We start from the raw sequence: 21,632 nt of genomic DNA on the forward strand, positions 1-21,632 counted from the left end.
CTTGGGAAATAGCGCAAAAACAAGGCAAAAAAATAACCCAATTGACTTAAATGAGAATATTCCCAATAATTCAAATTGTTACAGCAGCTCAATTCGAATAAGGGGTGAAGGATTTGAAAAGGAAAAACAAAGGGAAAAAAGCCGTGATACCAGCAGTATTAGCTTTATCCGTTGTGCTGGGCGGGATCGCACTGCCGACAGCAAATGCACACGCCGCTGAAACAACGGTTCTGTTTGAAGCAGAAGGGTTAAGTAAACATGCGGTTGTCAAAGCATTTCTTCAGTCTAAAGTAGCGGATTCCGGGGCTCGTTCAGCAGCGACAACCGGCGAGCAATTCAAGATTATCAGCGAACAGGCAGATCCGGCGACAAATACATATCACGTGCGTACGGTTGAGCAATACAATGGCATTCCTATCTATGGATCTGGCCAAAGTGTTGCCCTTGATGCAGAAAACAACGTGTTTGCTTCGTTTGGAGATGTTACGCAAAAATTAGCCCGTGCAATCATTCCGACTGAGCCTGTCTTATCAAAAGAGGAAGCAGTGGAGATTGCAAAAGAAGGCGTGGAATCGGAAATAGGGGAAGTTAAGGGTTATGACGGCATTGATTCTGAATTAACGATCTACAAGCAAGAAGGAAAATACTACTTAACTTACTTGGTCAAAGCTTCTACTTCCATTCCTGCTCCTGGTTATTTCCATTACTTCGTCGATGCTTTAACAGGAGATGTAGTGGAGAGTTTTAATGCTGTTCATGAAGCGGATCTGCCGTCTGTTTCTCCGGTGAATTCAAGAGGCCTGGATGTTACTGGTACGATGCATTCATTCCCTGCTGTGAAGGATATGGCAAGTGGTACAAGCTACTTGTACGGGGCTATTGCTTCTGGAGGGAATGTGGTTGACGTTCACACTTTCAGCGCGAAGAGATTGGGGGAAACTCCGTTTCTACTACTCTCTGCTCTTTTTGGATATACAGGCCAAGAGGTCACAACAAAGACCAGCTTCTTTGCAGATCCAGCCGCTGTATCTGCACATGTCAACTCGATTAAAGTAAATAATTACTATCAAACCATGCATAAGCGCAACAGCTTGGATGGCAATGGCATGAAGCTTGTCAGCACTGTTCATATTGGGGAGAAATGGAACAATGCTGCTTGGAACGGAAAGCAAATGCTGTACGGAGACGGTGACGGCGTTCAGTTCAGCTCGCTTGCAGGAGGACTTGATGTGGCAGGGCATGAAATGACACATGGTGTGATATCTAAAACAGCAAACATGACGTATCAGGATGAATCCGGAGCCATCAATGAATCTATTGCAGATATTTTCGGGGCATTGGCAGAGATGCATGCAAGTGGTTCCGCAAGCGCACCTGAATGGGAGATGGGTGAGGACATCTTCACACCCAATATACCTGGAGACGGTGGCCTGCGCTCACTAAGCGATCCGACGAAAACAAAGCTGAGCACAGCCTATCTGCCTTCAGGCCATTATCCTGATCATTACAATGACCGCTACTTAGGCACTTTAGATAAAGGCGGAGTCCATATTAACAGCAGCATCAATAACAAAGCAGCCTACCTGATCTCTGAAGGCGGCGAGCACTATGGAATTACTGTAACAGGCATCACTCGCCAAAAAACAGAAAAAATCTACTACCGTGCTTTAACGAAATATCTCACTCCATCATCAGGCTTCAAAGAAATGCGCCAGGCTGCAATTCAGTCAGCAAGAGATCTTTATCCAGACCGCAATGGCCAGCCATCTGCTGAAACAAAAGCTGTCATAGCAGCATATGATTCTGTTGGAGTTCCAGCTGAATAATTTTTTGAAAAAGCCATGGACTTCTGTCTATGGTTTTTCTTTGTGTAAATTATGGAAATTCGTTAGTGTGATGGTCATGTTCAGAAGTTTTCAAAGATGTGTCTAAATCCTCATCCCTCAAGTGTGAAAAACGTCGTAAAATTGTTACATTTATATAGATATTTTTTACAGACGGGGATAGGGAGAGATGTTCATGCTGGAAGGAGAAATTATCAAATTTTACCGAAAAAGAGCAGGACTCACACAAGAACAATTAGGTAAAGATATCTGCACTGCTACACACGTAAGTAAAATCGAGAGGGGGCATACCCAATATTCAGAGGAAATCATTGATTTATTTTCTGCCCGCTTACATATTGATATTAAAAAAGAAATCGAAAACCTCCAAAACATAGAGAAAAAGCTCCACCAATGGCATGCTTCCATCATCATGCTGAGAAAGAAAGAAGCGGACAAAATCAAAACAGAACTCGAACGGCTGCCCTTTATCAGCTCCTCAAATCATGGCGTCTTCTATCAATTGCTGCTTGCAAGATATTACATTTTGAACAAAGAAGGGGAAAAAGCATTTACAATCGTTCAGAATATTCAAAAGGAAAATCCCCAGTCTTCACCCTACGAGAGAAATCTTCTTCAGCACGTGATCGGATTGTGCTATCTGGAAAAGTACAACAATTTTAGCAGTGAAAACCGGAATAAAGCAATCGAAGCGATGAAAGGCATTCAGCCGGATGACTACCCGAACAGAGAATACCATTATCATTTGGCTGTCGCGTATCACTGGGTTGAATCTAAAACGATGGCCTACCTGCATGCTGAAAAAGCCCTGCATTTTTTTAAAGAAACAAATAATTTTTTCCGTGCGATTCAATCTGAAGCTGTTATGCTATTGCAAAAAGAAAGTGCGACCAAAGCTGAATTAGACCTTAAAATAGCGCGTTATCATCAATTGATTGAGGATTGCGATGCGATTTCAGCTGATGAAATCAAAGCGATGCTGCTCCACAATGCCGGACTTGAATGCTTTAAAAGAAAAGAATATGCTTCTGCGCATCCATTTTACAAAAGGGCTCTTAAAATGGCGGATAAAAACAAGGTTATTTATCTGAACCGGCTCTACAATTATGCAGACAACTGTATGGAGGGCAAGCTCATTCCTCAAAAATCTTTGCTTAAAATGGCTGAAGACGGGCTTGACTCAGCGAAGAAAATGAACAGCACGCTGTATAAAATTCTCTTTACCCTCCTTTGCTACAAGATAAAGAATGCCTTTAAGGAGTATTATTTATATATTGAAGAGAGCGGTCTGCCTTTTTTTCAAACGAACAATCAAAAAACAATGATTGATAAATTCGGAAAACAACTTTATACCCATTACACAGAAACAGAACAGTATGAAAAAGCAGTCCGGATTGCGGATGGCTTTATTCAGCAGCAGTAAAATTGAGGAGCCCGCGCAGCTCCTTTTTTTATTTCTAAAATTTTGCGCCCTTATACATAATTTAAAGTCTGAAGAATGAAGAAAAGTCACGCTAAACTAGGTGTATGTTCATCATTTTTAAGAGGAGGGAAACGAATTTGAAAAAAGGAATGGCGATCATGATGTGTGGCCTGCTCATGCTTTCAGGCAGTATTTATGCTCAGGCAGGAGAAACGGAAGAGAAAAAAGGAGAAGCGATGAAGAAAAAGCAGTGGTCACTTGTTTGGTCAGATGAATTCAGCGGAACCGAGATTGACAGAAGCAAATGGAACTTTGATATCGGCAACTGGATTGTGGATGGAAATGGAAACCCAATATCGCCAGGCTGGGGAAATAATGAAAAAGAGTATTATACGGACTCTAAAGAGAACGCTTACATAAAAGACGGTAAGCTCATTTTAAAAGCAAAAAAGGAGCAAACGACTGATCAGTTCGGCACGTACGATTATACGTCTGCCAAAGTGAAAACAAAAGGACTCTTCAGCCATAAATACGGACGCTATGAAATTAAGGCAAAGCTTCCTTCGGGTAAGGGAATATGGCCTGCTCTCTGGATGCTTCCTGAAGAAGATAAATATGGTACATGGGCAGCTTCCGGGGAAATCGACATCATGGAATCATGGGGAAGCAAACCAAACCTTGTAGCCGGTACGATTCACTACGGGGAAGGATGGCCGAACAACAAATATACAGGCAAAGATTATGAATTTAAGGATGGCTCGACAACGGAAGACTGGCATACGTATGCGCTTGAATGGGAACCCGGTGAGCTTCGCTGGTACGTAGACGGTGAGCATTATCAAACACAGAACAAATGGTACTCAAAAGGAACCGGAAACGCTGCAAATTTCAGCTACCCTGCACCTTTTGACCAGAACTTTTACTTAATCATGAACCTGGCCGTAGGAGGATGGTTTGACGGGGACCCGGATGCATCAACTGTCTTCCCTAAGCAAATGGAAATTGATTATGTGCGCGTCTTTGATTTGAAAAACGGCAAATATAAGACACCGACAGAGCCTGCTGATGAACCTGCCGTTCTTCCAGCTGATGCGAAACAGCCTTTAAGCGACGGCAATTATATTTACGATGCAGCATTTGAGCAGCCTATTACCGATGTGGATTCTGGAGACGATGTTTTCAGCCACGATTATTGGAATTTTGTCCATCTCCCTGATTTTGGCGGACATGGCGCAATTTCAGTGGATCAGAATTTAGCGAAGATAACGGTCGCAAACCCGGGAAGTCAGCTCTATTCGCTGCAGCTGATTCAGAATCTTTCTCTCGCCGAGGCCGGCACATACAAAGTGAGCTTTGATGCAAAGTCTGATTCAGCCAGAAATATCATGGTGAAAACGGGTGCCGGCGCTGAAAGAGGCTGGGTAAAGTACTCGAATGAAGAAGTTTTCGCTCTTACGGAAGAGCTGAAATCCTACTCCTATACTTTTACAATGGGCAATGAAACAGACATCCTGTCCAGGCTGGAATTTAATCTTGGCGGAAACGGCACAAGTCCAGTTTGGATTGGAAATGTGCGCGTGGAGGATATAACAGGAGAGCCGCTTGATGAAAATGCTTCAAAACCAGTACTTTCAAATGGAAATCATGTGTACAACGGCACGTTTGACCAGGGAAACATAGACAGGCTGACTTACTGGAACCTTCATACAGAAGGTGCAAAAGCAAATGCAAGCGTCAAAGAGGACACCAGAGAAGCACGATTGGACATTAAAAACGGCGGAAAAACACCGGGTGCCATCCAGTTTTCCCAAAAGGGCCTTCAGCTTGTAAAAGGAAATGAATATACCCTGACCTTTAAGGCAAGAGCTGCAAAACCAAGAACCATTGAACTGAACGTGACTAATCAGGATGGAAGCATCAGTTATTCAAAGCCGCAAACAATTGATCTGACACCTTCTATGGAAGAAAAAACAATCGTCTTCACGATGACTGAAGAAAGTGACATGGAAGCCCAGCTTCTTCTGAACGCTGGAGGATCAAAAGAAGATGTGTACCTCGATGATGTCGTTCTTTTAAAAACGAAAGACGGCAACGTGGATCAAAATCCTTTGAAGAACGGAGACTTCAGTACGGGTTTAGCCCCGTGGACCAATTACATCCATTACGATGCAAATGCAGGCATAGCAGTTGAAAACGGTGAAGCGAAGATCAAGGTAATAAACGAAGGAAATGAACCTTGGAGTGTCCTTCTCGAGCAGGGTAATATGAAGCTGTCCGGGAACGCAACTTACGAGGTATCTTTCAAAGCAAAATCAAGCAAGTCGAGAGAAATGGAGCTGACGATTGAAAATGCCGCGTATACCCGCTTCCTCAGCGAAAAACTTGCCCTTACAGAAGAAATGCAGACATATAAGTATGAATTCCTCATGCCTGCAGAGGAGACAGCTGCTTTAAAATTCCTGATGGGAAAAGTAGCCATATCACCGGTTGGAGAGCATGAAATAGTGATTGATGATGTGATTCTTAAAGTAAAACAATAGTGCTGATCATGAAACTGAAAGAACGAAATGAAAGCCCGGAGACTTCTCCGGGTTATTTCAATTGGAAATTTTTACAGAATTAGGTTTGAAAGTACGTGGGTATGTGGTATCAGATAAATGGGATAATTTTCTTTTGTTTAACCATCTGATAGTCCTGTTAAATAACACTATTCTTTCAATGTGTGGTAAAAACATGACTTTTACCATATGAAAAGCTGAACAAACAGAATCAGAATTTGTTACTGGGGACTTATGGAAATTGGAAGTGCATTCTAGTAATATTTTCTTATATGTTCAAAACGTGTAAATCTTGATGAAAAAAGACGAAAGTACATAGAAAATGTCAAAAAGCCAGAGGTGAAAAAAATGAATTCTGAACAAGTCAGAGCCCTTGCAAAAGTTTTTCAGCAGGCATCTGATTCCGTCAAAGACCAGGAATCAAAGCTTATGCAGGAAACAAACGAAAAAGCAGCAACATGGAGCGGCAAGGCCCGCGACAAATTCGATTCCGCCATGGACGAAGCCAAGATCCTCTTCCAGCGCCACTCAGACAACCTGTATGACATCAGCCGCGAACTAGAAGCAGCAGCAGACTCCGTCGACCGCGTGCGCGAAGAGATTGAAAGACAGGAAGAATTAGAGAGAATGGAGCGCATATTGAGGCTTAAGAAGCTGGATGTGCAGTAAGAAAGCGGGAATTTGATATGAGCCATCGTTATGACCACGATCCAAACTATAACCGGAAGAAAAAGAAGAAAGAAGTTGACGGGAAGCAGGGAATGAATGATGGCTGCGTTCCCGGCTGTGTTGATTTCTTTATCATCCCATTGCAGATAGGCATTGTTGCTTATCAGTTGATGCAGATTGTGTGAGAAACTCTGAGGTGTAATATGAGAAATGATCACAGATATGACCATGATCCAAACTACAATCGCAAAAAGAAGAAAAAGGATATTCCAGGAGACGATGGCTGTATGCCGAGCTGTTTGGATTTTTTCATTATTCCTCTCCAGCTTGGTGTATTAGGTTATCAACTGCTGAATTTAATTTGAACGATGAGGTGTGTATTTTGACAAACAAGAAAAAAAACAACCAAGATCCTAATGATGCTGCAAGAGGAGGGTGTGTACTTCCAGGCTGCGTAGACTTTTTTATTCTGCCTATTCAAATCACAATATTAGGATATCAATTCTTTCAGATGATTTGAGCGCAATATTTAAAAATGGAAATGAGGTTTTATTCTTATGAGCAGCAAAATTTCAGTGGATCCTAATAAACTAGATGAACTTTCAAATGAACTGGTCTTTAAGTTGACAGATATTGATGAAGAATCAAAACAGCTTCATAGGTCGCTGGCTAGTTTAATATTGAGCGCTCCTCCAGAATATGCTCACTGTTTTTATTCAGTTGGAGACCCATGGCATACAGGCCAGGCTCTTTCTGATAGATTAAGTGAAATTGAACAAGATGTAAGAATGACTGCGAATAAATTTGCAGAAAAAGATGACTTGCTTGGCAGAATGTACAACATCCATAACAAATATGGAACAATGGTTGCAATGGGAGGGTTAGTTTCAAGACAGCTTGCATATTATGGGCTGGGAGTAACTCAATTTGCAAAAAACGTGGATGGAGCATATTCTTTCAGGCATTTAAGTACACTTGGCAAGTTGTCTGACGTAGTAGACGCTTCTAAATACAAGCGTTTTGCAAAAGGATTGCTTAGTCCTACTTTCATTTTTAATAAATACAAAGACACGCCTTTCGCTGATTTAGTTCATAAAAAATATGCAAAATATTTGCCAGGTGATGTTGTTAATTATAGCAACAGCTCAAAAGCTTTATGGGGAGATTTATCTAGAGGTCAGGTTAAATCATCGGTATTGAAAAATTTTGGTGATGATCTCGTGAAATTCGGAAAAACAAATGTAGTAAGCACTTTAGTGATAACAGGAGCTACTGAAACTGTAGGAATGGGATTGAAAATCTCTGAAAACTACGCCAAGTATGGAAATATGCCTGATGTATTGAAAAGAGAAAATGCTAAAGCGGTTGGAAATGCAGTAAATAAAACTGTATTTGTTTCTGGAGGAGCAATTGGTGGGGCAGTAGTTGGTGGTGCCATTGGAAGCTTAGCAGGGCCGGTTGGTACTGTAGTTGGAGCTTCAGTAGGTTCTTTTGTTGGAGGACTTGCTGGTGAACAAGTAGCTAAAATGACAGCAGGATTTGCTGAGAAAGCAGCCATTGTTTTTGAAACACCAATTCAAGCTACTTTGGATTTTGGGAAAAGTGGAATTGAAGCAGCTGGTCAGGCAGTTGAAGGCTTTAATAAATTGAAAGACAAAGCGAACGAACAAATAAAAGAGACCTTAAATAATCCAATTGAAAAAGTTAAAGAAATTGGTGAAGGTCTTTCAAAAGCTAAAGATACAGCGAGTTCTTTATTAAAAGGGGCTAAAAGTATTTTTGGTTAATAAATTTTAAAAGGAGGATTTATGACTACGATTAAATTAAGCGTTGAAGAGCTGATTTTTGCTTTTTACAGTGAAGGTTACTATGAACAGGGTATGTCAATTAAAGATATGTATTTCCCTGATATGACAGAAGCAGAATTAAGACAGCAGTTAGAATCTTCAGCTAGGTCTCTACTTGCAAAGGATATGGTTACTGAGGAAAAAAACAGGTATATTTTGAAAGAAGAATACAAAGAATTTGTAGAAATTCTTATATATGCTGATAAGACAGTTAAAGCTTCTAAATTTACCGATACAATGAGTGAAGAAACAATCTCTTATCATTTTAGAGGTGATTATATTTATTCGCATAAACTCTTGTATGATAATCAAGTGCACCAAGTTAGTAAATCTTCCCTAGAAAATGTTTCAGAAAATATACAGAACTTTTTTGAACTTATTGACATCGCTTCTGATAAACAGGTGTTCGAAATTGAAAGAGAAGAATTTGAGAGTTTGTTAGAATCAGTCAGCGATAAGAAAACAGAAATCGGTTCTAGTATAAAATCTGTTGTAGGTAGCGAGTTCATTGAAGATTTAACTAGAAGAGAGGGGAAAATGAATAGCTTAGTCTATTTAGAATATGATCAAGAAAACACTCCTGATTTATTGGACGTGTGTTTTATAATTCCAGGTATGAAGAGATCTTGGTTAATAACCAGGACAAAGAAAGATGGTTATAAAGTAGAAAATTATAATCAAGGTATATTAAATCATTTTATTAATAAAAATGAATATTCTTTACTCTAAAGGAGCTGTATTGGTTGTCTTCTCTAACATCATCAGATAAAGATGCCATCAAAATAAAAGGAAATTTTGTTATGTATATATGGATGTTTCTGTTTATTTTTGGTGGTTTAATAGCATGTGTTGTCTTAATACAAAATGGATTAAAGTTTGAATCAAATTACGCTCTGATTTATTTAGGTGGAGGGTTGCTATTCTTCCCTTTTTTCTTGTACGAAGCAATTTGGGCACTGCCAAGTCTTGCTCCTGGTAAAGTCTTGTTTACTATTATTCCAGGAGAAAAGGGTAAAATCGTTTCAAAAAAAAGAGAAGTGCAATTTAGCAATATCAAAAATATAGATTATAAAAGAAATCCTATAAATTTGTTTAACGAGATTCATATAGAAACCTTTGACAACAAAAGAATTAAATTTATAACATATAATCTTCTTCACGAAGTCAACTTTTATGATATTTTTGACGAACATGTATACCCGCATTTGGAGGAAAACGCAAAAAAGGTCTGGGACCGGAAAATTACAAACGATCAACTTCTAAAAAGCATGGAGTATGAAAGAAGAAATCATGATATAGATTGATAATCATTTTAGTGATGTTCTCCAAGGCGTCGCTTAAAAAATAGGGTGATTTCAACTTGCTTAATCTTACAACAAATCACAACATAGTCCACATCAAAGGCTCCAAATTCATGTACGTCTGGATGCTGCTGGCAACGTTCGGCGGTCTCGCAGCATGTGTTTTCCTTATCGCAAATGGTTTGAAATTTGATTCAAAGTATTCATTTTTCTACCTTGGCGGAGGCATTTTGCTGTCTCCTGTTTTTCTCTATCTGACATTATGGTCGCTTCCGGGCTTTGTTCCGGGGAAGGTTCTTCTGAGTTTAACTGAGGGTCCGAATGGCAGTGTGAAAAGTAAAAGCAAGAACATACCTTTTACAAGCATAAAAAATATCAGGTTTGTAAGGAATCCCCTTAATTTGATTAATGATATTGTTATTGAAACATATGATGGTAAAGTCGCTAGAATCAGAACATACAATCAGCTTGATGATACTGACTTTGCTGTTTTAGTTGACCAGTATATTTACCCGCATATGAATCAGGATGCTAAAACAGTGTGGGACCGGCATGTTAATCTGGATCAGCTGTTCGAAGATGCAAAGTATGAAAGGAAAGCAGAATAACCTTTACAGAGGAGTTCTCCCATAATGAAAACATCAAATACCATTGATATTAAAGGCAGCCGTTTTTATTATTCAATCTTGTCCGCTTTCATTATCGGAGGCTTGCTGGGCACAGGTTATTTACTAATTGAAGTGTTTAAATTCAACTCTGGTTACTCATTCATATGGCTATTTGGCGGACTTATTTTCTTTCCGGTTTTCCTCTATTTGTTTTGCTGGTTTCTTCCTGGCCTCATACCGGGAAGAAGCCTTTTTTCGATTGTTCAGGGCCCTGGAGGTTCTGTCACATCGAAAAAAGGGGACATATCGTTTGCAGCTGTTAAACACATAGAATTGAGACGGAATGGCCTAACGTTAGTAAATAGTATATACGTTGAAAGTATTGAAGGGAGAACGTTCCGGATTCCCACATACGATCTTATTGATGATACTGACTTTTCTATACTGGTAGATCAGAACATTTATCCCTATATGAATGTGGAGGCAAAAGCAAGGTGGGACGGACAAGTGAACTTGAAGAAATTGTATGACGATGTTGGGTATGAAAGAAAAGCTGAAAGTAATCCACTAAAGCAATTGGAGACAGAACTCCCCTAGTAAATCAGCAGCAATCAGTTATTAAAAGATTTTCAGTATCAAAGAAAAAATAGCATCATGAGCTGTTGCCCAAAACCAGATAGTGTCCACAGAGTTTCATAACTGAAAATTTGTAAAATCACCAGCCCCGCATCCAACATGCGGGGCTTTTTCACGTCCATAACGAAATAAATCCTCTCCTGGATCACCATGTCATCATCTTGTAACAAAACTGTTTTAATTGTCATATAACTCTTTGAAATCTTCTGAAAATCCATTCGTTTCAGGCTTTTTTGAAGACGTTTTCGAAATTTGGAACGGAAATACTGGAAAATCAAGGAATCTTATTTCTACTATTATCCAAGTCATGTTTTAAGGGGCGTTTTAGAAGGTATATCCCAAGTAACAAAGCGATAAGGGCACGCCTCTATCGTCAATGAAAGGAGCTTGTTAGTCAGTGAGTATTCAAAAAAGTACGGACAGTTCCAGCTTGGCAGAAGTCATTGACCGGATTCTTGATAAAGGGATCGTCATTGATGCATTTGTCAGAGTGTCGCTTGTGGGAATCGAGATTTTAACAGTAGAAGCGAGGGTTGTCATCGCGAGTGTTGATACATGGCTTCGCTATGCAGAAGCAGTTGGTCTTCTCCGGGACGAAGTGGAGGAAGAGGGTCTTAAGAGCCAAAAGAATGAGCGGGGCAGCCAGTCAGCTTTTACATTTTAATAGAGAAAACTATAAATCTATGGAGAAATGAGGATGAAACATGGCTAAAGAAACTAAAGAGAAAATGGAGAATCAGGAAGAAACGGAACAGCAGAATCAAAGCGAAGAACAGGATGACAGGCAGCAGAATCAAATCAATATGGCGATTCTCGGCGGTGTTGTTGGAGCGGGAATCGGGCTGCTTTCAAGTCCTGAGACGAGCAAAAAGGTGTTCGGAAGCCTCAGCCAGTCTGAGATTGTAAGATCGGCAGGCAAAGAGCTCAGAAGAACAGCACAGGAGATTATTGCAGAACAGGCGATGACAGCGCTGCGCCAGACGGCAACAGGATATTTGGACAAAGGCAACATTGCGAGTCTTTTGGCCCCTAAAAAGAAGAGAGACAAAGAATCAAATTCAGAAAAGGATTCAAGCAGCGAGAATGAATTGAATTCTTCTCAATATAATGAGCTGAAAGAAGAGAACAAGAATATGAACGACCAGCTGCAGCGGATTGAAGAGATGCTCAATCAACTGATAGAAACTAAGAAATAGCAGTTTGCCCTGAAAGGGTGATGGCATGGCTGACATGAAAAAGGCGCTTTTTAAGGCAGGCAAGAAAATCTTTGACAAGAGTCCCGAACCTGTAAAAGAGAAGATAGAAGAAAAGGTGAAGGAAAAGGCGAAAGAAAAATTTGTCGAGGCAACAGAAGAAAAGCTTCAGGGGAAAATGAACGAAGCTTCTGAAAAGCTTGGCCGTGCCAAAGATGAAAATGCCGAAAAAGTTCACGGCAAAGCGGAGGAAGCGAAGGAAAAAGTTCAGGATGTCCTGCTTTCTGTAAGAGATAAACTCGGCAATGTGAAAGAAGCCGGTGATGAGTTTCAGAAAAAGATGTCATCTTCTTCATCGTCAGATAAGAAAAAGGTTAAAGGGTATAACGATATCAAGAGCGCAAGGAAAATAAAGAGCTCGACTGACATTAAAAGCTCGGTGAAAATCAAGAGTTCAAATGATATTAAATCGTCTTCGAGTGTCAGGACAATGGGTTCGGGGCCGAAAGGAGAATGAAGAATGGCTATTCAAAAAAGTACGGACAGTTCAAGTCTGGCAGAGGTTATTGACCGGATTCTCGACAAGGGGATTGTCATTGACGCGTTTGTCAGAGTGTCTGTCGTAGGAATTGAAATTCTGACTGTTGAAGCGCGCGTTGTCATCGCGAGTGTGGACACTTGGCTTCGCTATGCAGAGGCTGTTGGCCTGCTGCGTGATGAGGTGGAAGAAAAAGGTCTTCCGTCTCAATCAAATGAGCGAGGCGCACAATTCAGCGTTTAATCAAGATAATCGGCATGGAGCCGGAGGGCTCCTGCTTATTTCGAAGCAACGGCGGAACAATCGGAGGCGACTTTAGGTGTCTATTAAAGAGATTATGAAAAATGTGAATGATTTCTTCAGTGAGCATGTCGCACCGCCCCATAAAATTACCTCTGTTGAAGCAATGGACGAGGGGTGGCGGGTGACAGTTGAAGTGATAGAGGAAAAAGAGTACATGAAACGGTACGCAAAGGATGAAATGCTTGGAACCTATGATTGCCAGCTTGATAAAGAGAAAGAAGTAGTTTCTTTTAAAAGGCTTGATATCAGATACAGAAGTGCAATAGGAACCGAACAGTGAGGCTGCTTGGAGGGAAGATAAGATGACGGTCCTAAAAGAGAAAATGAAAAAAGATGCCAGAACCCTCATACAGGATGATGAGACGAAACAAATTCTCAAGAGGTCCCTTCATTACTTGAAATCGGGCTATTCCGTTCATTTTACGGGACCCTCCGGTGCAGGAAAAACCTCGCTTGCCCTGGCTCTTGCCAAAAAGAGAAAACGGCCGGTTATGCTTATGCACGGGAACCATGAATTAAACAACAAAGACTTAATTGGTGATTTTACGGGCTATACAAGTAAAAAAGTGGTGGATAATTATGTTAGGTCCGTTTATAAAAAGGATGAAAGTGTAAGCGAGATGTGGCGGGACGGAAGGCTTCTCGAAGCAGTGAAACACGGATATACGCTGGTTTATGATGAGTTTACGAGATCCAAGCCTACTACGAATAATATTTTTCTATCAATCTTAGAAGAAGGTGTACTGCCCTTATACGGTTCTAAATTGACCGACCCTTTTATAAAAGTCCACCCTGATTTTGCCGTCATTTTCACAAGCAATCCAGCTGAGTATGCAGGTGTTTATGATACTCAGGATGCGCTTCTTGACCGTCTCATCACGATCTTTATTGATTACAAGGATGTTGAGAGGGAAACGAAAATTGTCGCAGAGAAAACAGATGTGGATGAAGATGAAGCAAGAATTATTACTACTCTAGTTACGAATTTGCGGGATGCATGTTCGAATCAGAAAAACAATGGTCCAAGCTTAAGAGCTTCAATCATGATTGCAAAGCTTGCATCAGAGCAGGACATTCCGATTGACGGGGAAGATTCAGATTTTCAAAGCTTATGCATCGATGTTCTGTGCCATCCGATCAGCAGGTGTCTCGATTCGGATAACAAACAGGAAGATGCAACCAGGCTGATTATAGATGAATGCAGCAAACTGTAGTGTGCAGAGGGAGTGTTTGATGATGAGTGAACAGGAAATGGGTATTTATCTTTTTTGCGGAATCCAATTAACAGAAGAGGAAGATTTCGGGAAAGCGGAGATTGAAGGAGAAGAAACAGACCTCTTTACAATCCGGTACAAGGATGCAGCAATGGTAGCAGCTGAAGTGCCGATGAAAATCTTCCATCCAAACAGGCAGAATCTGATGATGCATCAGCAGACAGTCTCAAAGGTTATGGAAAAAAACGACACGGTTATTCCGATCAGCTTCGGGAATGTGTTTAAAACAGAAGACGATATCAAGGTTCTTCTTAAAAATCTATACCCGCAGTTTGAAAAGCTCTTTCCGGCCATCAAAGGAAAGATCGAAGTTGGATTAAAAGTCATCGGCAGCAAAGAGTGGCTCGAGGAAAAAGTGAACGAAAATCCTCAGGTTGGAAAAATGTCTTCCTCCGTGAAAGGCAAATCAGAGGCAGCAGGCTACTACGAACGCATTAAGCTTGGCGGCATTGCCCAGAAGGTGTTTGAGGATCTTCAGAATGAGCTGAAGGCTGAAGTGTTCACACCTCTTCAAGAAGCGTCAGAAGCGGCGAAAGCGAATGAGCCGACCGGTGAAACGATGCTGCTGAATGCGGCTTTCCTCATCGATCGCGACAAAGAACAGCAATTCGATGAGAAAGTGAACGAAGCTTATGAAAAATGGAAGGATAAAGTGAAATTCCATTACAGCGGTCCGTGGCCGGCTTATAACTTCGTTAATATCAGGTTAAAAGTGGAGGAGAGCTGATATGCTTCACAAATTGGTGGCAGCGCCAATTAACCTTGTGATTAAAATCGGGCAGAAGGTTCAGGAGGAAGCAGAAAAAGAATTGTACGATCTCCCGACGATCCAGCAGAAACTCATTCAGCTTCAAATGATGTTTGAGCTTGGCGAAATACCGGAAAAAGCGTATCAGGAAAAAGAAGATGAGCTTTTAATGCGGTATGAAATGGCCAAACGAAGAGAGATGGAAGAGTGGGAGAAATTGACCAAACGGGGAAATGAGGGATAGCAGATGGACGATTTGATTTATTTATACGGGTTGATTCCTTCTGATGAGGCAGACCATCAATCGTTTCCATCTTTTAAGGGCTTTGATGGTGAGAAAAATATTTACACCATCCCAGCTGGCGATGTCACCGCAGTTGTTTGCAGACTGGATTCTGAGCAGTTTTCAGAAGAAGCCATAAAAGACAAAATCGATAATGATATGGAATGGCTGCAGGAAAAAGCGTTCCATCATCATGAAACGGTTACGGCACTTTATAAATCTTTTACAATCATTCCACTTAAGTTCTGCACCATTTACAAGAGCGAAGAAAGCCTTAAGCAGACGATTGAGGCAAGCGGGCCTAAAATCAGCGAAACCCTGCAGTCGCTAAAAGGCAACGAGGAATGGAATGTAAAGATTTACAGTGATGACCCGGTGCTGAAAAAGAAGGTTGGCGAAACCCATCCTGCAGTAGAAGCAAAATTGCAGGAAATCAGCGTGCTGCCTAAAGGCAGGCAGTTTTTTGAAAAGAAGAAGATTGACAAGCTGATTGAGGATGAGCTGGAAAATGAGAAGAATCGAGTTTGTGAACAGCTGCATGAACAGCTGAAGCAATTTGCCCTTCATGCAGCTATTAAAAAGAACTGGAACAAAGATGTTACAGGCTTGAAAGAGAACATGGCCTGGAACAGTGTTTTCCTCCTTCAGTCGGAGAAGGTGGAAACGTTCCTTGAAGAGATGAAGCAGGCGGATGAAAAGCTCGGGGGAACCGGATGGAGAATTGAAGCAACCGGCCCGTGGCCAGCTTATCATTTTTCCAGTTTTTAAATGAAATGAGGGATTTTCCGGATGTCTCTTAGAGAGTCAGTTGAAAACAAAGATATTGCCCTTATTGATATATTGGATGTCATTTTGGACAAGGGTGTTGCTATCAAGGGAGACTTAATCATTTCGATAGCAGGCGTGGATCTGGTGTATCTGGATTTGAGAGTTCTGATTGCATCTGTTGAAACCCTTGTTCAATCAAAAGCGGGAAACCGAAAACCTGTCACAAGCGAACAATTTGACAGACAAAGGGAGGAATTAATCGATGCAACAGGCCAGCCAAACAAATGGTAGAATCCAGCTTGATCCTGACAATGCCGAGCACGGACTGGCACAGCTGGTCATGACGGTGATTGAGCTTCTCAGGCAAATTGTCGAACGTCATGCGATGAGGCGGGTGGAGGGTGGAACGCTGACGGACGAGCAAATCGAAAATCTTGGAGTAGCCCTTATGAACCTTGAGGAAAAGATGGAAGAACTGAAAGAGGTCTTCGGCCTTGATGCCGAAGATTTGAATATAGATCTCGGCCCGTTAGGCAGCTTGCTTTAACGGCCACTGGAGGGACAAGCTATGGCAGTCCAAACGACTGGGCAATCGAGCTCAATTGTCGATGTGCTTGAAAAGATATTAGACAAAGGAGTCGTCATCGCAGGTGATATTACCGTAGGAATTGCCGATGTCGAACTGCTTACCATCAAAATCAGACTGATCGTCGCTTCTGTCGATAAAGCGAAAGAAATCGGCATGGACTGGTGGGAGAACGATCCTTATCTCAGCTCCAAAGCGGAGAACACCAACACTAAAGCGCTAGAAGAAGAAAACCGCAAATTGAATGAACGATTAGAGCTGCTTGAAAATCAGCTTGGCTCAAATCGTTTAAATACTTCAAACCAACTAAAATAATCGGAGGGATTCACAATGGCAGAACAAAAATTAGACAATACGCAGGCAGAAAGCACAAAGGAAAATAAACAATCAGAAACGAATACACAGGAAAAATCATCAAGACGAAGCATGCCGATCAAACGCACGGTTGCAGGAGGACTCCTTGGTGCGACAGTAGGCTACCTGGCAACACCTGAAAACGGGAAAAAAATCTTATCTCAAATTGATACCGACGACTGGAAGAGCAAGGCAGCCGATTTCGGTAAGGCTGCGAAGGAAAAGTCATTTAAAGGCGCTTCAAGCTTAAAAACGTCTGCTGGCAAGCTTTTCAAAAAGGATCAAAATCAAACAGATGATACAGAACAGGATGAATCACCATCAGCCGAATCAACGTCTGAAGATTATGAAGCATTAAAGCAGGAAAACCAGACGCTTCAGGAACGTCTTCAGCAGCTTGAAGAAAAAATGAATCAGCTGACTCAGACAAGCTCTGATGATACAGATGATGATGATGAGGAAGAAGAGGAACAAGAGGAAAATCAAAGCAAGAATAAATCGGGCAAATCAAAAGCGGCATCAGAAGAGGATTCTGAAGACGACGATGAAATCGAAGAAGACGAAGAAGAAGAGGAAATGATGGACGACGGCAAAAATGAAGTGAAAAAGCCGAGAAAGCCTGCACGCAAGAAATCAAAAACGGCAAAAGCTTCAAAAGCGAAAGATGAAAAAGAAGAGGAAGATGAAGAGTCAGAAGATACTTCTCTAAGCAGTGACGACGACACTTCATCATAAACGGTGTGAAGAGGAGGAGATGTGGAAATGAGTACGGCAACAGCCTCATCCAAAGACAGTGTTCTTGAATTTTTTGTACAGGCCTCAAACAAGCACGGTTTTGCGCTTGATATTACGCTCAATATGAACGGCGCTGTTATTTCAGGCACGATGATCTCAGCGAAAGAGTACTTTGACACGCTGAGTGAAACGTTTGAAGATGGCAGCGAAGTCGCACAAAATTTGAGCGAACAGTTATCCCGGGCAAGTGAATCCATTGAAGAAAACGGAAGCGGGGAAGCTCATTTCATTCACCTGAAAAACACGAAAGTGTACATTGGTGACAGCAAATCCACCCCTTCAAAAGGTCAGATTATCTGGCGCGGCAAGCTGAGCGAAGTAAATGGATTCTTCCTCGGGAAAATATCAGATGCAAAGCCGGCAGCTAAAAAAACGGAATAACACAACACTTGAAAACCGGAAGAGAGTCTTCCGGTTTTTTCTGCTGTCTACTTCCCCAAGCGGGCTGATTTCAGCATGCTTGGATAAAGTTTAATGGAACAAATCCTGCTAAACCAGAAAACAGCGCTTCCCTTTTTTAACATACTCCATCTAAGCCTCAAGTCTTATCTCCTGTACATTCACCGGCCAATAGAAAAATAGGCGGGGATGCTGTATAGTAAAAAGAAAGGCCTTTTTTTCCAGTTTACTGGCACAGGACTGAAACCCCGCATGTGCTACATACGTATAAACAGGCAGAATTTTTATGTTAGGAGTCGATTGATGATGAATCCGTTTGTGGCATTCAGTGTCCGGATGATGGCTGCGCTACCTGCTGCAGGGACAGCGGGAACAATCAGCCTGATCGGATTTGATCAGCCTTTAATAGCGGCCGCCGCCTATTCAGTTGCAGGCGGAGCTTCCGCCTATTCAATTGCTTCTGTGACGATGAAGTCACGTTTTTTAAAGAAAAATGCTCTTACCCGCAAAGACTATAAATACATTAAAAAGCAGCTCGAGGAAGCAGCACCCAAGATGGCGCGCCTTCAGAAGACCCTTCTTACGATCAGGCATCTTCCATCTTTAAAAGAGCGTGCAGATCTTGTCCGTGTAGCGAGAAGAATAGTTGCCCTGACAAAAAGAGAACCGCGCCGTTTTTATCAGGCGGAGAAGTTTTATTTTTCCCATCTGGATTCGGCCGTCCAGCTCAGTGAGAAGTATGCCTTTTTATCATCACAGCCAAAAAGAAATTTCGAGCTTGAGAAATCGCTGAATGAGACCCGCAGAACGCTGTCAGATTTAAAACGGCTGATTGAACAGGATCTCTTCAATATGGTTCAGGATGACCTGGATGATCTGAATCTTGAGATTGACGTTGCCAGGCACTCGATTCAAGCAAACAAGGATAAAAAATCTCTTGATGAAAAGTGGAAAATGTAATGAACCGCGACCTTTTTAAAGAGGGTGAAAACCTTCTCCAGGCTGAAGAAAAAGAGAAGGTTCTTCACCTTGTCAATCAGCTCAGCCCAAAGAACCACGCCATGCTCGTATCATACGGTCTTCCTGCTCAATCCAAGCTCCTTGCTTTTTCAAACACCATGCTTGATCAGGTGCAGCGGAAAGATATCGGACAGATCGGAGACACTCTGGATGAGTTCATTAAAAGCCTTAGTGATGTAAACCCGGAGGATCTCATGCAGGATGAGACCTCTTTTTTCGGCAGGCTGTTCGGCAGAAAAAAACGGTCTGTGCAGGAAGTGCTGTCAAGATTTCATAAAGCAGGGGTACAGATTGACCGAATCAGTGTCAGACTTGAACGCAGCAAAAACGTTCTTCTTTCGGATATCGTCATGCTTGACAGGCTTTATGAGACAAATAGAGAGTATTTTCATTCGTTAAATACTTACATCGAAGCAGCAGAGTTAAAGCTTCACGAATTGCACAACGAGACAATACCCGCCCTGAAAAAAGCAAATGAATGCTCAAGCGATCCGATGAAGCGGCAGGAGGAAGAGGACCTGCTGCAATTTGCAGACCAGCTGGATCAAAGACTTTACGACCTGAAAGTCAGCAGGGAGCTTACCATTCAAAGTGCACCGCAAATCCGCATGATTCAAAAAACAAACCAGAAGCTCGCAGAAAAAATTCAGGCATCCCTTATGACCGCCATTCCTCTGTGGAAAAACCAAGTGACTATAGCCCTTACACTGCTGAGGCAAAAACATGCTGCTGATGCGGGCAAAACATTGACCAGTTCTGCGAATGATCTTTACCAAAAACAGGCCTCCACGCTTGGGAGAAACCAGTTTGATCTGCAGACATTGAAAGAAATACAGGAAAATCTGCAAATGGCCATCAAAGAAACGCTTACCATTCACAAGGACGGGAAACATACCCGGGAAGAAACCGAAGCAGCATTACTCGACATAGAACAGAAAAAACTCCAGGCATAAAAAACAGGAATCGGATGGTCCGATTCCTGTTTTTTTAGCTTAGTGCTGTTGTTCTTATGAAACCTGTTTCCAGCCTGAAACATCATCTTCGAGAGGAAGGTTGTTTTCTCTGGCTTTTTTCGCAGCTGCATAGAAGATGACAATAACAGCGATTGTTGCAATGGCTGCTCCAATATAGGAGACGGTCATGGATAACCCAAATCCTATAGGTGCATTAAGAATATACGTTGTCGTTACCATGGTCATAAAAATGCCAGGCACCATGGCAATCCAGTAATTTTTCTTCGCGATGAACAAGTACATCGCTCCAACCCACAGGGCAATTACGGCTGTGGATTGGTTTGCCCATGAGAAGTATCTCCATAGAATCGTAAAATCGATTTTTGTCAGGGCAAAGGAGATAACGAACAATGGAAGAGCAATCCAAAGGCGGCTTGCAACCTTTTTTTGTGAAATGTTGAAGTAGTCGGCAATGATCATGCGCGCGCTTCGGAATGCAGTATCTCCGGATGTAATAGGAAGAATGATAACCCCAAGAACAGCAAGTGTTCCGCCGATTGCACCAAGCATAAGAGTGGAAGCTTCGCTTACTACAGCGCCGGGTCCGCCTTCAGCAAGAAGGGCATTCAGTCCAGTGCCTCCATCAAACAGGCTCATTGCTGCTGCAGCCCAGATCATAGCAATAACACCTTCTGCGATCATCATGCCGTAGAAAATTTTACGGCCTTGCTTTTCATTTTGAGTGGTTCTTGAGATGATCGGTGTTTGTGTCGCATGGAAGCCGGACAGAGCTCCGCAAGAAATCGTCAGGAACAATAACGGAAAGATCGGCACATTGTCAGGATGAAGATTTGAAAGCGTCAGCTCAGGAATAGGAGCCCCGGTAATAACAAGGCCTCCGCCGACACCAATCGCGCTGATCAGCAAAAGCGCACCGAAAATCGGATAGAATCTTCCGATGATTTTATCAATAGGGAGAAGAGTCGCAAGAATATAATAAATAAAGATGGCGCCTAAAATAAGTCCCATTGTAGCCCAGCCATTCATCAGGCTGAAGAGAAGACCTGCCGGAGCTGTAACGAAAACAGTTCCAACTAAAAGCAGCAGAAGAATCGCAAATGCGTTTACGACATGCTTCATAAATTTACCGAGGAATTTACCCGCAAGCTCAGGCAAATGCGCACCGCGGTTTCGGATTGAAATCATTCCTGTTAAATAGTCATGGACAGCACCTGCAAAGATACAACCGAGTACAATCCACAGGAATGCGACAGGTCCGTACAGGGCTCCCATGATCGGACCAAAAATCGGGCCGACTCCGGCAATATTGAGAAGCTGGATCAGCGAGTTTTTCTTCGTGTTCATCGGGAGATAATCGACACCATCCTGGTGCGTGAATGCAGGCGTTGTTCTGCCTTCATTCACACCGAACACTTTTTCAACAAATTTTCCGTACGTAAAGTAACCAACAATTAAAAGGACAACCCCGGCTAAAAAAGTATACATGATAACCCTCCTTGTTTTGTATGCGT

General features: G+C 42.0%; 27 protein-coding genes. 26 read left to right on the forward strand and 1 reads right to left on the reverse strand.

Features of this window, described 5'->3' with window-relative positions; translation table 11 throughout:
- Window positions 1–113 precede the first annotated feature (113 nt).
- The 26 genes from ACK1LH_RS02155 to ACK1LH_RS02280 all read left to right on the forward strand — a co-directional run bounded on the left by ACK1LH_RS02155 (window position 114) and on the right by ACK1LH_RS02280 (window position 20,100).
- Complete coding sequence (locus ACK1LH_RS02155; protein ID WP_029285654.1) at window positions 114–1,826, forward strand: M4 family metallopeptidase; 1,713 nt, start codon at window positions 114–116, stop codon at window positions 1,824–1,826.
- Window positions 1,827–2,019: 193 nt separating this feature from the next.
- Window positions 2,020–3,267: a helix-turn-helix domain-containing protein gene (locus tag ACK1LH_RS02160; protein WP_029285656.1), complete on the forward strand. Its 1,248-nt coding sequence runs from the start codon at window positions 2,020–2,022 to the stop codon at window positions 3,265–3,267.
- Window positions 3,268–3,404: 137 nt separating this feature from the next.
- The gene (locus ACK1LH_RS02165) at window positions 3,405–5,807 is read left to right on the forward strand and encodes a carbohydrate binding domain-containing protein (protein ID WP_235728249.1); all 2,403 of its coding nucleotides are present in this window, start codon (window positions 3,405–3,407) and stop codon (window positions 5,805–5,807) included.
- A 366-nt stretch (window positions 5,808–6,173) separates the two neighbouring features.
- Window positions 6,174–6,494, forward strand: a complete 321-nt coding sequence (locus tag ACK1LH_RS02170) for a WXG100 family type VII secretion target (protein ID WP_029285660.1) — start codon at window positions 6,174–6,176, stop codon at window positions 6,492–6,494.
- Between the two features lie 17 nt (window positions 6,495–6,511).
- A complete protein-coding gene (locus ACK1LH_RS02175; protein ID WP_161781225.1) occupies window positions 6,512–6,679 on the forward strand; it encodes a hypothetical protein in 168 nt (55 codons plus the stop codon).
- Between the two features lie 372 nt (window positions 6,680–7,051).
- Window positions 7,052–8,281 carry a hypothetical protein gene (locus ACK1LH_RS02180; RefSeq protein ID WP_029285662.1) on the forward strand — a complete coding sequence of 410 codons (1,230 nt, stop codon included), beginning with the start codon at window positions 7,052–7,054 and terminating at the stop codon, window positions 8,279–8,281.
- Window positions 8,282–8,302: 21 nt separating this feature from the next.
- The gene (locus tag ACK1LH_RS02185; RefSeq protein ID WP_411334364.1) at window positions 8,303–9,070 is read left to right on the forward strand and encodes a hypothetical protein; all 768 of its coding nucleotides are present in this window, start codon (window positions 8,303–8,305) and stop codon (window positions 9,068–9,070) included.
- Window positions 9,071–9,084: 14 nt separating this feature from the next.
- Window positions 9,085–9,645 carry a DUF5381 family protein gene (locus tag ACK1LH_RS02190; protein WP_029285666.1) on the forward strand — a complete coding sequence of 187 codons (561 nt, stop codon included), beginning with the start codon at window positions 9,085–9,087 and terminating at the stop codon, window positions 9,643–9,645.
- 56 nt (window positions 9,646–9,701) lie between these two features.
- Window positions 9,702–10,250 (forward strand): DUF5381 family protein, encoded by a 549-nt coding sequence (locus tag ACK1LH_RS02195; protein WP_029285667.1) that lies wholly within the window; start codon window positions 9,702–9,704, stop codon window positions 10,248–10,250.
- Window positions 10,251–10,274: 24 nt separating this feature from the next.
- Window positions 10,275–10,847, forward strand: coding sequence for a DUF5381 family protein (locus ACK1LH_RS02200; RefSeq protein ID WP_051865737.1), 573 nt, complete (start codon window positions 10,275–10,277; stop codon window positions 10,845–10,847).
- A 436-nt stretch (window positions 10,848–11,283) separates the two neighbouring features.
- Window positions 11,284–11,550, forward strand: a complete 267-nt coding sequence (gvpA, locus tag ACK1LH_RS02205) for a gas vesicle structural protein GvpA (protein WP_029285673.1) — start codon at window positions 11,284–11,286, stop codon at window positions 11,548–11,550.
- A 40-nt stretch (window positions 11,551–11,590) separates the two neighbouring features.
- Window positions 11,591–12,082 carry a GvpT/GvpP family gas vesicle accessory protein gene (gene gvpT / locus ACK1LH_RS02210; protein WP_411334365.1) on the forward strand — a complete coding sequence of 164 codons (492 nt, stop codon included), beginning with the start codon at window positions 11,591–11,593 and terminating at the stop codon, window positions 12,080–12,082.
- A 25-nt stretch (window positions 12,083–12,107) separates the two neighbouring features.
- Window positions 12,108–12,596 carry a gas vesicle protein GvpQ gene (gene gvpQ, locus ACK1LH_RS02215; RefSeq protein ID WP_411334366.1) on the forward strand — a complete coding sequence of 163 codons (489 nt, stop codon included), beginning with the start codon at window positions 12,108–12,110 and terminating at the stop codon, window positions 12,594–12,596.
- Between the two features lie 3 nt (window positions 12,597–12,599).
- Window positions 12,600–12,860, forward strand: coding sequence for a gas vesicle protein GvpJ (gene gvpJ / locus ACK1LH_RS02220; protein WP_029285679.1), 261 nt, complete (start codon window positions 12,600–12,602; stop codon window positions 12,858–12,860).
- 76 nt (window positions 12,861–12,936) lie between these two features.
- The gene (gvpO, locus tag ACK1LH_RS02225) at window positions 12,937–13,200 is read left to right on the forward strand and encodes a gas vesicle protein GvpO (RefSeq protein WP_029285681.1); all 264 of its coding nucleotides are present in this window, start codon (window positions 12,937–12,939) and stop codon (window positions 13,198–13,200) included.
- 22 nt (window positions 13,201–13,222) lie between these two features.
- Window positions 13,223–14,134 (forward strand): gas vesicle protein GvpN, encoded by a 912-nt coding sequence (gene gvpN / locus ACK1LH_RS02230; RefSeq protein ID WP_029566401.1) that lies wholly within the window; start codon window positions 13,223–13,225, stop codon window positions 14,132–14,134.
- Window positions 14,135–14,153: 19 nt separating this feature from the next.
- Window positions 14,154–14,921 carry a GvpL/GvpF family gas vesicle protein gene (locus ACK1LH_RS02235; RefSeq protein WP_411334367.1) on the forward strand — a complete coding sequence of 256 codons (768 nt, stop codon included), beginning with the start codon at window positions 14,154–14,156 and terminating at the stop codon, window positions 14,919–14,921.
- A 1-nt stretch (window position 14,922) separates the two neighbouring features.
- Window positions 14,923–15,186, forward strand: coding sequence for a gas vesicle protein GvpG (locus ACK1LH_RS02240; protein WP_029566399.1), 264 nt, complete (start codon window positions 14,923–14,925; stop codon window positions 15,184–15,186).
- A 3-nt stretch (window positions 15,187–15,189) separates the two neighbouring features.
- The gene (locus ACK1LH_RS02245) at window positions 15,190–15,993 is read left to right on the forward strand and encodes a GvpL/GvpF family gas vesicle protein (RefSeq protein ID WP_282034400.1); all 804 of its coding nucleotides are present in this window, start codon (window positions 15,190–15,192) and stop codon (window positions 15,991–15,993) included.
- Window positions 15,994–16,014: 21 nt separating this feature from the next.
- Window positions 16,015–16,284: a gas vesicle protein gene (locus tag ACK1LH_RS02250; protein WP_029285691.1), complete on the forward strand. Its 270-nt coding sequence runs from the start codon at window positions 16,015–16,017 to the stop codon at window positions 16,282–16,284.
- Complete coding sequence (locus ACK1LH_RS02255; RefSeq protein WP_029285693.1) at window positions 16,256–16,540, forward strand: gas vesicle protein K; 285 nt, start codon at window positions 16,256–16,258, stop codon at window positions 16,538–16,540. Before ACK1LH_RS02250 ends, ACK1LH_RS02255 begins: the two co-directional genes overlap by 29 nt.
- Window positions 16,541–16,561: 21 nt before the next feature.
- Window positions 16,562–16,894 (forward strand): gas vesicle protein, encoded by a 333-nt coding sequence (locus ACK1LH_RS02260; protein WP_320155011.1) that lies wholly within the window; start codon window positions 16,562–16,564, stop codon window positions 16,892–16,894.
- A gap of 15 nt (window positions 16,895–16,909) precedes the next feature.
- Complete coding sequence (gene gvpT, locus ACK1LH_RS02265) at window positions 16,910–17,668, forward strand: GvpT/GvpP family gas vesicle accessory protein (protein ID WP_411334368.1); 759 nt, start codon at window positions 16,910–16,912, stop codon at window positions 17,666–17,668.
- A 27-nt stretch (window positions 17,669–17,695) separates the two neighbouring features.
- Window positions 17,696–18,109, forward strand: a complete 414-nt coding sequence (gene gvpU / locus ACK1LH_RS02270; RefSeq protein WP_029566395.1) for a gas vesicle accessory protein GvpU — start codon at window positions 17,696–17,698, stop codon at window positions 18,107–18,109.
- A 321-nt stretch (window positions 18,110–18,430) separates the two neighbouring features.
- Window positions 18,431–19,087 carry a 5-bromo-4-chloroindolyl phosphate hydrolysis family protein gene (locus tag ACK1LH_RS02275; protein WP_234703388.1) on the forward strand — a complete coding sequence of 219 codons (657 nt, stop codon included), beginning with the start codon at window positions 18,431–18,433 and terminating at the stop codon, window positions 19,085–19,087.
- Window positions 19,087–20,100: a toxic anion resistance protein gene (locus ACK1LH_RS02280; RefSeq protein WP_411334369.1), complete on the forward strand. Its 1,014-nt coding sequence runs from the start codon at window positions 19,087–19,089 to the stop codon at window positions 20,098–20,100. The genes ACK1LH_RS02275 and ACK1LH_RS02280 overlap by 1 nt, the downstream gene beginning before the upstream one ends.
- 54 nt (window positions 20,101–20,154) lie before the next feature.
- Here ACK1LH_RS02280 and ACK1LH_RS02285 read toward each other — a convergent pair whose 3' ends face one another.
- Window positions 20,155–21,606 carry a carbon starvation protein A gene (locus ACK1LH_RS02285; protein WP_029566392.1) on the reverse strand — a complete coding sequence of 484 codons (1,452 nt, stop codon included), beginning with the start codon at window positions 21,604–21,606 and terminating at the stop codon, window positions 20,155–20,157.
- Window positions 21,607–21,632 lie beyond the last annotated feature (26 nt).

The organism is Metabacillus indicus, from assembly GCF_046603695.1.
In the GTDB taxonomy this organism is placed as follows: Bacteria; Bacillota; Bacilli; order Bacillales; family Bacillaceae; genus Bacillus_P; species Bacillus_P indicus.